Consider the following 12078-nt stretch of genomic DNA (forward strand, 5'->3'; position numbering starts at 1 on the left):
CCGCCGTGCGACGCACGGCACCGGACCCCGCTCCCTGATCCGGCCTGATCCCAACGAAAGACCCTAGGCCATCCCCCGGGCGAGATAGGGGTTCGCGTCCCGGCGGACCGGCAGGCCCAGGGAGCCGGTGGCCGCCGCGAGGGTCATCGCGTAGGACTCGACGGCGCGGCGGACGTTGGGGGCGTCCAGGCTCGCGCCGGTCACCAGGCGGTCCAGGTCCACATAGGCGGAGCGGACGGTCTCGAGCCGGCGGTACACCGTCCAGTCCTGCCGCCAGCCGGCCGTGTGCCCGACGGGCAGCCGGCGCTCCCAGCGCCGGAACATGCGCTCGCGGATCTCCGGACGGGTCGGGGTCAGATGCATGTGCCGGACCAGGTCGTACAGCGGGTCGCCGACCAGAGCCATCTCCCAGTCGATGATGGTGAGGGCGAGGGCGTCGTCGCGGCGTACGAGGTTCCACGGGTTGAGGTCGCCGTGCAGGAGGGCCGGCTCGCGTGGGTTCACCCAGTACCGGGACAGGATCTGTCCCAGCCGGGAGGCGTCGGGGAGGCCGAGGAGCCGGGCCAGCTGCTGCGACTCCTTCGGCAGGCTCCCGACCAGGAGCACCAGCTGGTCGCACAGCCAGGTGAAGAAGGTCTCCTTGCCCGCGACCGGGTCGAGCCCTCCGTAGTCCACGTCCGCCAGCGCGCACAACTGGTCGACGAGCCCGTCCGCCTCGTGCGGCAGCAGTCCGTGCACCGGGTGGCCGGGCGGTCGGTCGGTGTCCTCGGGCCCGACGTAGGTGTGGATGGCGAACTGCTCCCCCCGGTAGCCACGGCCCAGGGCGAGGACCCTCGGCGCCGCCACCGGGACCCCCGACTGCTCGATGGCCCGCAGCACGGCGTGCTCGCTGAGGAAGCTCGGCTCGCTGCGGCAGAGGTTGACCACCTTGCGCCGCACCACGACCGTGCGATCGGCCTCGGGTACGCGGACGACCGAGTTGAGGTGCGCGGTGCCCTTGAACACCCGGCCGGCCGGCGCCATCCCCTCGGCGACCAGGGCGTGACCGACGGCGGAGGCCGGGAAGTCGGGGCGTTCGGGAAGGCGCGGGTCCCACGACCACGGGATCGCCCCCGCCACCCGGCCCGGGCCGCCGTCCCTGACCGCCGTCCGGGCGGCCCGCCAACGGAACAGGACGCGCTCGACCTGAGCCGTGCCCGGAACGTTCCTGAGCCCCAGCGGCGCGGCGGCCGCCTCCAGCGCCCTGCGCACGGACGCCGTCGCGTCGTCCAGGCCCTCCTGGCCGGGCGTGTCCTCCAGGGCCTTCGCCGCCCGCATCACATCGGGGTAGACGGACTGGGCCCGCTCGAAGGCGACGTAGTGCCGCAGGTCCCTGACCATGCCGTTGACGGCCGCGGGACGGATCCGGGTCATGGCCTCGGCCCAGGCGTCGATCACCTCGTCCCGCTGATGGCCCGGGTACCGCATGCGGACCAGGTGTGTCGCGAGGTCGTGCAGGGGGTCTCCGTAGGTCGCCGGCTCCCAGTCGACGCAGACGAGGACCGGATCACCGCCGCTCGGCACGATCAGGTTGTCGCGGTGCAGGTCCGCGTGGAGCAGGCTGTACGGCCGCCTGGCCATGGCGGGCACCCGTCGGGCCAGCTGGACCAGGGCGTCCTCGGGAATGCCCAGGGCCGCGAACAGCCCGCCGAAGGCCTGCCAGTTGGGCTGCCTGATCCGCCGGTCCGCACGACACGCCAGCATCCGCAGAAAGGCCTGGCCGTCCTTGTCGTTGCGCGGCCACTCCGGGGGGAGCGCGGGCAGCGCCTCCCGCCGGACCTGCGTCATCCGGGCCAGCAGTTGCGCCAGCACCCTGACGTGGAGCGCGTCGACGGGCTTGCCGTTCGGGCAGACGCTGGAGAGGGACACGCCCTCGACGTGGTCGAGGATCGTGAAGGAATCCTGGTCGACCAGGCACCGCGGGACATCGGGCAGCACCCCGGCGACGGCGTCGAGGATCTCGGCCTCGCGCTGCCAGGTTCTGATCGCCACGGGCGGCGCCTCGGCGCGGTGGATCCGCACGGTGACCGGCGTACCGGCCTCCCGGTGCAGCAGCCGGGCCATGTGCTCCGTCAGGGGGAGCACATGGTCGCGGTGGTGGCGGCCGCCGCCGGTCTCACCCAGCTCGGCGGCGGGCCGTACGAACTCCCGAACGACGCGGAGGGCGTGCTCCCCCAGTAAGGGACGGGGAGGGGGAGGTGCGCCCACGGCCGCTCCAGTTGCTCAAGTGCTCAGGCGAGAACGACGATACGACAAAAGGTACGCCAAGAGTCATAACGGATACGAGCCGAGCGCACCCGACGTCGGCACAACGGGTGGTGTGCCCCTACCAGTGGTCCGGCCTGTGTCGCACCTTCGAGGTCGCCTTGCGCGCCACCTCTTGCGTGCTGTACGTGTGAAACGGAGCTGTTGCTCACGCGGTGCGGGCATGCTACAGCACGTCGCCCCGAGCCCCCGCACGTCGAGCGCCCCGCTCCCCTCGCCGGCGTCGAGGACTCCGCCATCCGGGCCCGCGGCCCCCCGGACACCCGGTGCAACTCCCGCACTTGGGCGCTCAGCCCTGATCCCGCAGGATCCGCAGCACCGGCTCCAGGGAGTCCACGACCACGGTGGCGCCCGCCTCCCTGAGCAGTTTCTCCTTGCGGGCGTTGCGGGCGTAGCCGAGGAAGGGCACGCCGGCCCGCAGGGAGGCCTCGTGGTCCGTGGGCGTGTCGCCGATCATCAGGGCCTGTGCGGGGGAGGCACCTGTGGCGGTGAGGGCGCGGTTCAGGCAGTGCGGGTCGGGCTTGAGGTGCTTCAGGTCCTGGGTGCGTCCGTAGACGTGGGGGGCGAAGCAGGGGCCCAGATCGCGGCCCGCGAGGTACTCGCGCACCACGAGGGGCGAGTTGTTGGTGGCGATGGCCAGGCGCGAGCCCAGGGCCTTCCAGGTCCGTATCAGCGGGTCGGCGTACGGGGTGGGCATCGCGGAGGCGGCGGCACGCAGTTCCTCCTGGGTCAGCCGTGCCTCCAGCTCCGTGACGAGGTCGCTTCCGGGGTGCCGGCGGTCCACGGCACGCAGGACGACCTGCGGGTCGAGCGACTGCCGTTCGGAGCCGGTCAGCAGGCCGTGCAGGCCCCGGCTCTCGAGCCACCGCACCAGTTCGGTCGCCACCCGCTCCGCCGAGTGCCCGGCGAACAGCCGGCAGATCGGCCCGTCGAAGTCCCAGAGCACGACACGGGCACTCGCGATCAGGTTCCGCAGTTCCTCGGTCTCGTTTCCGGTCTCAGCTGTCACCGCTTCGGTCTGCGTCGTATCAGAAGTCACTAGGAGAGTGTCAGATCCGACGTGATGGTTTCCCAGAGGGCGTCGAACCACTTCTGCGATTCCGTCACGAACGCGGCGTCGCGCTGCCCGGTCGCCTTCTCGAAGGAGAACAGCAGGGACTCCGTGCCGAGGACGTCGTACATGTCCAGCGTCCCGTCGTCCGCCCGCTCCTCGCGACGGGTGATCATGTAGTACGCGATCAGCGCCTCCGCGCCGTTGAGCAGGTACAGCTTGACCGGCGGGGTGAAGGGCAGCGCGCGGAAGGTGACGCGGACATCGATGCCGTGGGTGGCGCGCAGGGCCTTGAGGTTGTGGCTCAGGACGTGACCCTGGGCGTTGCGCTGGGCCAGCCAGCGCTGGTGGACCGGGTCGTCCTCGCTCGGCCGGTCCACCGAGATCGGGAAGGCCAGGTCGATGTTGCGGGACGGCAGCAGAATGCGCACGTCGATCGCCTCCGGGCGCAGCCGGCCCTCGTGGATGAGGCGCAGGGGCTCGCCGACGGCGACCATCAGGGTCTCGGCCGTGAGGCAGGCCGCGTCGATCCTGACCTGCCGGGCGGAGAAGGCCTCCACGAGCCGGGGCGCGAGGCCGACCATCGTCGGCTGCGGCTCCGCGCGGGCGGCGACGGGTGCGGCGACGCGCGGTGGGCTGCCCTTGGTGACGTTGCTGAGCAGGCCGTCCCCCTGGAGCACTCGCAGGGCCTGGCGCACGGTTCCGCGCTCCACCCCGAACTCCCCGGCGAGTTCGGCCTGGGTGGGCAGGCGGTCACCCGGCCGGAGTTCGCCGGTGCGGATCCGTTCCCGCAAGGTCTCGGCGATCTCCTGGGGTGAGCTTCTTCTGCTGCCGTTCACGGCCACGCTCTCCTGGGTCACAACCAAACGGTACAACTTTGCTCCATCTAAGGGCAGTTGTTTGAAACTTGTTTATAGATAGCAGCCAAGTGGGGACAACTAAAGCAGAGTTGGTGACCAACTGAATGGAGTTGGTGGAAGTTTTTGCCCGCTCTCCCTGCACCCCCCACGCCCGTCCCGGCCCGCAACCGTCCGAAGGGGGATCGCCGTGCCTGCTCTCGCTCTTGTGTCAGCCATCTTCGTCGTCGGCTTCGAGGAACTCGTGCAGTGGAAGTACGGCGCGATGGGCGTGGTCGGCCTGCTGATGCTCACCGTCGGCATCAAGGCCAAGAACCCGACCCTCAGCTCCGCGGGGGCCGTGGTGCTGGCGGTCCTGCTCGCGGGGCCCGCCCTGTGACACACGGATCCCCAGCATCCGGGCCGCTCCCCGTGGGAGGCGTCAGCTCGTGAGCAGCAGCTCCGAACTGATCGTCTCCCACAGTGCGTTGAACCACACGTGGGACTGCTCGACGAAGGTCGTGTCGCGCGGGTCGGTGCCCTGCTCGAAGGCGAAGAGGATCGACCGGGTGCCCTCCGCGTCGTACAGCTCCAGGTGTTCGTGGTCGATCTCCTGCTCACGCCGCCGCAGCGTGTAGTACGCGAAGAGCGCCTCCCTGTCGTTGAGCAGGTACAGCTTGACCGGCGGGGTGAAGGGCAGCGCGCGGAAGCTCACGCGCACGTCGATGCCGTGGGTGGCGCGCAGGGCCAGCAGATTGTGCTTGAGCACCTGGCCCTGGGCGTTGCGCTGGGCCAGCCAGCGGCGGCGCAGCCGGCCGGCGTCGGAGGCGTCCACCGGCGCGGGGAAGGCGAGGTCGATGTCCCGGCTCGGCAGCAGCACGCGGACGTCGATCTTGGCCGGTTTCAGTCGCCCGGCATGGATCTGCCGCAGCGGCTCGCCGATGGCCAGGGTGAGCGAGATCGCGGTCAGGCACAGGGCGTCGATCTCGACGTGGGGGGCGCCGAAGGCGGCGGCGATACGGGGCGCGAGCGCGGCCGTGGTGGGCAGCGGCGGGGCGGCGGGGCCGGTCAAGGCCCCCACCGGACCGGCTGCGACGGTCGCCGGGCTCCCCTTGGACACATTGGTGAGCAGGTGCTCCGACTGGAGAATGCGCAGGGCCTGGCGCACGGCTCCGCGCTCGACACCGAACTCGTCGGCCAGCTTGGCCTGGGTGGGCATGCGCTGGCCCGGCCGCAGCACTCCCGTCCTGATCCGGTGCCGCAGTTCGTCGGCCACCTCGCGGTGTGATCTCTGTGGCCGCTGTGACCTCTTCCGCCCATTGGCGGAGGCGTGTTCCGGGTCCACGGCAAAACAGTACAACTTCCCGCCATCTTCCGGCAGTTCGTTGAAAGGTGGTTATGAGTCGCTTCCAAGCGGAGATAACAGCAGTGGAGTTGGTAGCCAACTTGAGCGACATGGCCAAACTTTCCAAGTGTTGGCCACCAGGGTGACGGTTGGAGAACGTACGACCGTGCTCCCTTCCGGAGGGGAGCCGGGAGCCCGGTCGGTCGGAGCGCCAACGGGGAGCGGCAGCCGGCTGTCCGGCGCCGCACGCACAGCCACAACTGAACAGCCGGCGCACCGCCGGCACGGTCGGCACAGCCACAACCGAACACACCGCACAGCCACAACTGAAGACCGTCTCGTACAGCCACAACCGCACAGCAAGCTACGGATGCGTCACACCTGTCACCCGCCACCGGCAGGAAGGAGCGCTCAGAACATGTCCGGGCACCAAGGCCGCCTGGACGTACGCAGCAGGGCGTCCGCCCCTCGGGCGGCGCCCGCTCGTTCTTCCCGGACCCGGCCCAGCGCGGCGAGCCGCACCGCCGACTCGTCGCCGAGCCACAGGGCCGCCAACTGAGCCACGTCCAGCGTCAGATCGGCGCTCCCGGTCGTCGGCGTGCAGATCCCTCCGGCGGGCGACGCCTCCAGCCGCCAGCGCCCGCCGGCCATTCCGGCCCGGTCCAGGACCTCCAGCACCAGCGTGCCCGTGCCCTCGTACGTCCGCGCCTCCAGGGCCCGTACGACGTCGAGGATGCGTACCCACAGCCAGTCCGCGTGCGTGGTGGGGGTGGCGGCGCGCGGGTCCGGCAGGAAGTGCGGGAGCAGGTCGTCGGGGGCCCGCCAGCCGCTCCTGACCTTCGTGATCCAGTCGATCGAGCACAGATGGAGCCACAGCGCGCGCTCGGCGGCCGGGGTCACCGCGATCAGGTTCTTCACCGTGGCCGTGTTCAGCGGCTGCTTGGCGTCCGACCAGGTCTCGTCGCAGTGGTACACCGCCAGCCCCTCGACCGTGCCGTCCGCCGCGCGGTAGACGGCGTGGAAGGGCTCGGTCCAGGGGCGGCTCTCCGGGCGCAGTGCGCCGGTGGTGACCTGCCACCAGCGCTCGGAGCGGTCGATCGCGCCGGGCTGGGCGCGGCGCAGCCGCTCGTGCAGCTCCGGGCCGAGCTTGCGTACGTCGTCGGCGTCCACGAGATCGACCCGGCCGCCGTCCTCCGGACCCGCCCGGCGCGGGTCGAGTCCGGCCCGGGGCACGTCGATCGTCCACTCGGTCGCCCAGGTGGCCGGCCCGAAGCCGTAGCGGCCGTAGATCGGGTACTCGGCGGCGATCAGGGTCGCCACGACGTCACCGCGCTCCTTCGCGGCCGCCAGGTCCTGGGCCATCATCCGGGTCAGCAGGCCGCGGCGGCGGTGGGTGGCGGTGACGGTCACGTTGGATATGGCGTCGGCGGGAACGGTCGCGCCGCCCACGGCCGTGAGCTCCTGCGGGAAGGATCGGAACGTCGCCACGCACCGGCCCGCGTCGAAGGCTCCGAGGGTGCGGGACGGCTCGATGTACGTCCGCCGGTCGGCGATCTCGGTGTCGGAGACGCCGGGGGGACGCAGGAAGCCGGTGTTCAGGGCGCGGACCCAGTCGGGGATCTCGGCATCGGTGATGGGACGGACGTCGATATCGGGGCTGGCGGCAGTCATGGGGTGACAGTAGGGGGGCCGGGGGCGGGGTGTCGCGGCGTTTTCCCGGCCCCGCCACCCCGCTCTCGTCCCGGCCCCCGCCGCCCGCGTCGGCGTGTTCGACGAACGCGGGAAGACCGGCGCGCTCACGTCCAGCGCGCACTCCACCGGACCGTCCGCGGCCGGCACCACCGGGCTGCCCCGGTGCCGGTCCCGGGGTCTCCGCGGGCGTCGCGTCAGATGAGCAGGTCGTCGACTTGCGCTTCCCCTTCACGGTACCGGCGGGCGATCTCCGTGCCGCATCCGTCGGCCGTGCGCTGCAACTGCTGCCGCCGCCCGGACACCTGCTGCTCGTACCGCTCGAGCCGCCCCATCGCCGTGCCCAGCTCCCGGTCCGTACGCGCCCCGAGGTCCGACAGTTCGACCTCGGCGAGCATCTGGGCGGCCAGCCGCCGGTACTCCTCGCCGTGCGGCGTCCCGAGCGTCACATGCCGGGCGGAGGAGCGCTGCCGGGCGGGCGCGTCCTTGAGGATCTCCGCGAGCCGCTCGACGACGGACCCCTGCTCGGGCGCGGGCACCTGCCCGGCGCCCAGGACGGACTCCGGCCCGCGCCGGGCCAGCTCCGCGCGCAGGATGTCGATCCGCCCCTGAAGCAGCCGCCGCACGTAGCTCAGGTCGGCCTCGTCCCGCTGTGCCTGCCGGCGCAGCGCGCGCAGCTCCGGAAGGCTCAGCACGGTCAGGTCGGGATGCCGGGCGTACCCCGTGTTCGACGAACTGGGCTCGGGGTCCACAGCGGGCGGCCCGGGGCTGTCGGTGCGCTGCACGGGCGGCCGGTGGGCCTCGGTGACATCCTCGAGGATGGGCGAGGCCGCCACGGGCTGCCGCTCGGTACTCGATGTGCTCATGGCGCCTCAACCGTCCCCTCGACCGGCGCGTACGACAGCATCGTGCCACCCTCAGTGGCCGGGATGTGACCGAGTGCGCCCGATCAGCCCCGGATGGGGGGTTACGGAGCTGAAAGAAGCACGATATGGCCCCCTCACGGCACCCGGACGGCCGAGAGGCATCATGGTCGGCATGCGTGCAGTGGTGCAGAGGGTGGACGGCGCGAGCGTCGTCGTGGACGGCGAGACGGTGGGGGCCATCGAGGGCGAGGGGCTGTGCGTCCTCGTCGGGGTCACCCACGAGGACACCAAGGAGAAGGCGGCGCAGCTGGCCCGCAAGCTCTGGTCGATCCGCATGCTGCACGACGAGAGGTCGTGCAGCGACACCGGTGCCCCGCTGCTGGTCGTCAGCCAGTTCACGCTGTACGGCGACGCCCGCAAGGGCCGCCGCCCCACCTGGAACGCGGCCGCGCCCGGCGAGGTCGCCGAGCCGCTGGTGGACGAGGTGGTCGCGCAGCTGCGCTCCCTGGGCGCGACGGTCGCGACGGGCCGCTTCGGCGCGCGGATGCGGATGTCGCTGACGAACGACGGCCCGTTCACCGTCCTGCTGGAGATGTGAGCCCGGGGCCTGCCGGAGAGGTGGGCCTCGGGTGGACTACGGTTCCACGACCACTTCCTGCGCCGCCGCCGTCTCGCCCGCCATCAGCCGTGCGTCGACCGGCACGTTCCGCTTGACCAGGGCGAGCGCGACGGGTCCGAGCTCGTAGTGCCGTACGGACGTGGTGATGAAGCCGATCTTGCGGCCGTCCGGGCCCTCGTCGGCGAGGTGGATCCCGGTGCCGTGCACCGGCAGGTGGACCTCGCTGCCGTCGAGGTGCAGGAAGACCAGGCGGCGCGGCGGCTTGCCCAGGTTCTGCACCCGGGCCACGGTCTCCTGGCCGCGGTAGCAGCCCTTCTGGAGGTGCACCGCCGTGCCGATCCAGCCCAGCTCGTGGGGGATGGTGCGGTGGTCCGTCTCGAAGCCGAGCCGGGGCCGGTGCTGCTCCACGCGCAGGGCCTCGAGGGCGAGGATCCCGGCCGGCGGGCCGGCCTGGCCCGCGTAGGACTCCAGGTCCGCGCGGGGCAGGAAGAGGTCGCGGCCGTAGGCGGTCTCCCGCACGACGGCGCCTTCGGGCGCGTCGGCGATCGAACCGGCCGGCAGGTGCACGACGGCGAAGTCGGCGGTCCGGTCGGCGACCTCGACCCGGTAGAAGAACTTCATCGACTCCAGGTAGGCGATCAGCGCCTCCTGGGTGCCGGGCTCCACATGGGCCCAGACCGTCTCGCCGTCGTCGACCAGGTAGAGCGCGTGCTCGATGTGGCCGTGCGCGGACAGGATCAGCGCCTCGGTGGCCTGGCCGGCCGGCAGCTCGCTGACGTGCTGGGTGAGCAGCAGGTGCAGCCAGCTCAGCCGGTCCTCGCCGGAGACGGTGACGACACCGCGGTGCGAGAGGTCGACGAATCCGGTGCCGTCCGCGAGGGCGCGCTGCTCGCGGAACAGGTCGCCGTAATGGGCGGCGACGCCTTCGTCCACGCCCTCGGCCTGGACGGCGCCGGGCAGGGACAACAGGGGGCTCTTCATGAACACAAGCCTACGACTCGGTACTTGGACTGCTGCCGGCCGAGGTGCCCGAAGCCGTCGCGCCCTTGCGCGCGCAGTCCGCGCACCGCCCGAAGATCGCGAAGTGCTTCATGTCCGTGTCGAAGCCGAACTGCTCCCGCAGCTTCGCGGTGAACTCGGCCGCCACCGACAGATCCGCCTCGATGACGTTGGTGCAGTCCCGGCAGACCAGGTGGATGTGGTGGTGCCGGTCCGCCAGGTGGTACGTCGGCGCGCCGTGCCCCAGATGGGCGTGGCTGACCAGCCCGAGCTCCTCCAGGAGCTCCAGGGTCCGGTACACCGTGGAGATGTTCACCCCCGACGCGGTCTTCCGCACCTCGCCGAGGATGGCGTCGGGTGTCGCGTGCTCCAGGCTGTCGACGGCTTCGAGCACGAGTTGCCGCTGCGGGGTCAGCCGGTAGCCACGCTGCCGCAGATCACTCTTCCAGTCGGTGCTCACCACACCCCAAGTCTAGGGTCTTTCGTTTGGATCAGACCGGATCAGGAAACGGTGCCGGGGCCCGCGAGCCCGGCATGATCCAAACGAGAGGCCCTGAGGCTGTGACCCGGCCGGGCTCACTTGAAGAAGGCGATGCCGTCGTCCGGGAGGTCGCCCGGGAGGGCCTTGGCCCAGCGTTCGACCTGCTCGGGGGTGACGACCTTCTTCAGGTGGGCGGACATGTAGGGGCGCAGCTCGACCTCGGGGGTCTGCTTCTCGCCGACCCACATCAGGTCGCTCTTGACGTAGCCGTACAGCCGCTTGCCGCCGGTGTAGGGGCGGGATGCGGCGGTGCGGGCGACCGCGTCGGTGACCAGCTCGATCTGCGGCTTCTTGTGGGCCAGCTCGCCGTACCAGATCTCGATGACGCCGTCGTCGCGGGTCATCGTGACCTCGACCTTGCGGTCGGCGTCGATCCGCCAGAAGCCGGACTCGGTCTCCAGCGGCTTCACCTTGTTGCCGTCGTTGTCCAGCACCCAGGTACGGGAGTGGTACTCGAGGAAGTCCCGGCCGTCGTGGGTGAAGCTGAGCTCCTGGCCGAAGTTGCACTTCTCGGCGCCCGGGAAGTCGTGCACGCCTGCTCCGGCCCAGTCGCCGAGCAGGAAGGCGAGGGGAACCAGGTCCTTGTGGAGGTCGGACGGAATCTCGATCATGAGCAGCTGTTCCTGGATGTCGTCGTCAGCGCTGGCCCTGGTACAGCTTCTTCACGGTCAGGTAGGCGAAGGCGAGAACGCCGACGCAGACCAGGACCAGCAGGGTTTCGAAGAAGATCTCCACGGGGTGCTCCTCGGTTGAGCAGGTGCGGTACGTACACGGGGCCGGACCCCAGCTTAGTCGGCCGGGGTCCCGACCTCCCTGCGGGTGCTCCGCGACGGGTGTCAGCCGAGCAACTGGCTCTGAAGGGTCACGGTCTGCTGGAAGGGGACGGCGGGGGCGGTGCCCTTGCGGGACTGGACGATCACGCCGATGGTGTCACCGGCCGAGAGGTACGCCTGCCTGACCTGCTCGGCGCCGTACGGCTTGCTCTCCACGTAGGGGGCGCTCTCGACGTCGTCGACCTCCGCGCGCGGCGGGAAGTCCTCGTCCCGCTCGGACACGTCGGCGCCGCGCACCCGGTAGGACGGCAGGCTGTAGTTCGTCAGCTTCGCGGAGAACAGTTCGTCCGCGACGGCCGCGGTATTGAACTGGAGCAGGTAGATCCGGGTACGGGTGCCGTCCGGCGTGGTCCAGCCGCGGGCGGCGATGTGCCGCAGGCCGTAGTCGGTCAGCAGTTGTGCGATCGTGCCGCGTTCCGTCTCGTCGGCGTACTGCGCGAGGAACGTCTTCGTCGGCAGCCAGCCGTCCTTGCCGCGCAGCGCCGCGTCGGCCCTGGCGCCCTCGGGGGCGGGCAGCAGCAGCTTGCGCAGGTCCGCGTAGTGGGTGCCGGACTTGTTGGCGTCGGCGAACGGCGCGGGGCTGCCGGACGGCAGAGGCGGCTTGACGAGGGTCGGATAGTCCCAGCGCCCGTCCGACTCGGTCGCGAGACCCGGTACGTCAGTGCGCTCCATGCGGGTGATGCCGTACGCGGCGGACGCTCCGACGGCCCCGAAGACCACCACGGCGGCGGTCCATCGCAGGACGGCACGCAGGACACGGCGGTCCTTCTTCGGCCGGGGTTCGGGCGCCGCCGGGAGCGTCCGCGGTTCCACGGGTGGGGGTGGTGTGCCGGGCAGGGGTGGGGCCTCGGGCACAAGCTGTGTCTCGGGCACAGGCTGCGTCCCCGGCACAGGCTGTCTCTCGGGCGTCGGCCGTGTCTCGACCCTCGGCTGTGTCTCGGGCGTCGGCCGTGTCTCGACCCTCGGCTGTGTCTCGGGCGTCGGCCGTGTCTCGG

The 12078-nt window shown here is 71.2% G+C and carries 12 protein-coding genes; 2 read left to right on the plus strand and 10 right to left on the minus strand.

The window, feature by feature from the left end:
• Window positions 1-63: 63 nt before the first annotated feature.
• The 3 genes from ACIQMV_RS35400 to ACIQMV_RS35410 form a co-directional block, all read right to left on the minus strand.
• Window positions 64-2103, minus strand: a complete 2040-nt coding sequence (locus ACIQMV_RS35400; protein WP_402597263.1) for a phosphotransferase — start codon at window positions 2101-2103, stop codon at window positions 64-66.
• A 490-nt stretch (window positions 2104-2593) separates the two neighbouring features.
• Window positions 2594-3313 (minus strand): HAD family hydrolase, encoded by a 720-nt coding sequence (locus tag ACIQMV_RS35405; RefSeq protein WP_402597233.1) that lies wholly within the window; start codon window positions 3311-3313, stop codon window positions 2594-2596.
• A 29-nt stretch (window positions 3314-3342) separates the two neighbouring features.
• Entirely contained in the window at window positions 3343-4221 is an 879-nt protein-coding gene (locus ACIQMV_RS35410; protein ID WP_402597234.1) for a winged helix-turn-helix domain-containing protein, read from the minus strand.
• A gap of 181 nt (window positions 4222-4402) precedes the next feature.
• Between ACIQMV_RS35410 and ACIQMV_RS35415 the strand changes: the two genes are divergently transcribed.
• Window positions 4403-4591 (plus strand): hypothetical protein, encoded by a 189-nt coding sequence (locus ACIQMV_RS35415; RefSeq protein WP_402597235.1) that lies wholly within the window; start codon window positions 4403-4405, stop codon window positions 4589-4591.
• A 42-nt stretch (window positions 4592-4633) separates the two neighbouring features.
• On the opposite strand, the gene ACIQMV_RS35420 is transcribed toward ACIQMV_RS35415, so the two are convergent.
• From ACIQMV_RS35420 to ACIQMV_RS35430, 3 genes are all read right to left on the minus strand, one after another.
• On the minus strand, window positions 4634-5551 hold the full coding sequence (locus ACIQMV_RS35420) for a winged helix-turn-helix domain-containing protein (RefSeq protein WP_172632920.1): 918 nt from the start codon (window positions 5549-5551) through the stop codon (window positions 4634-4636).
• Window positions 5552-5947: 396 nt separating this feature from the next.
• A complete protein-coding gene (locus ACIQMV_RS35425; RefSeq protein ID WP_401781713.1) occupies window positions 5948-7207 on the minus strand; it encodes a GNAT family N-acetyltransferase in 1260 nt (419 codons plus the stop codon).
• Between the two features lie 215 nt (window positions 7208-7422).
• The gene (locus ACIQMV_RS35430; protein WP_141360063.1) at window positions 7423-8091 is read right to left on the minus strand and encodes an AmfC protein; all 669 of its coding nucleotides are present in this window, start codon (window positions 8089-8091) and stop codon (window positions 7423-7425) included.
• Window positions 8092-8263: 172 nt separating this feature from the next.
• Here ACIQMV_RS35430 and dtd point away from each other — a divergent pair, with 172 nt between their 5' ends.
• A complete protein-coding gene (gene dtd / locus ACIQMV_RS35435; protein ID WP_141360062.1) occupies window positions 8264-8689 on the plus strand; it encodes a D-aminoacyl-tRNA deacylase in 426 nt (141 codons plus the stop codon).
• A 36-nt stretch (window positions 8690-8725) separates the two neighbouring features.
• On the opposite strand, the gene ACIQMV_RS35440 is transcribed toward dtd, so the two are convergent.
• The 4 genes from ACIQMV_RS35440 to ACIQMV_RS35455 form a co-directional block, all read right to left on the minus strand.
• Window positions 8726-9691, minus strand: a complete 966-nt coding sequence (locus ACIQMV_RS35440) for a folate-binding protein YgfZ (RefSeq protein ID WP_141360061.1) — start codon at window positions 9689-9691, stop codon at window positions 8726-8728.
• Window positions 9692-9701: 10 nt separating this feature from the next.
• Entirely contained in the window at window positions 9702-10172 is a 471-nt protein-coding gene (locus ACIQMV_RS35445; protein ID WP_402597236.1) for a Fur family transcriptional regulator, read from the minus strand.
• 113 nt (window positions 10173-10285) lie between these two features.
• A complete protein-coding gene (locus ACIQMV_RS35450; protein ID WP_402597237.1) occupies window positions 10286-10861 on the minus strand; it encodes an FABP family protein in 576 nt (191 codons plus the stop codon).
• A 225-nt stretch (window positions 10862-11086) separates the two neighbouring features.
• Window positions 11087-11896 carry a hypothetical protein gene (locus tag ACIQMV_RS35455; protein WP_402597238.1) on the minus strand — a complete coding sequence of 270 codons (810 nt, stop codon included), beginning with the start codon at window positions 11894-11896 and terminating at the stop codon, window positions 11087-11089.
• Window positions 11897-12078 lie beyond the last annotated feature (182 nt).

This window comes from Streptomyces sp. NPDC091412 (assembly GCF_044756885.1).
Lineage (GTDB): Bacteria > Actinomycetota > Actinomycetes > Streptomycetales > Streptomycetaceae > Streptomyces.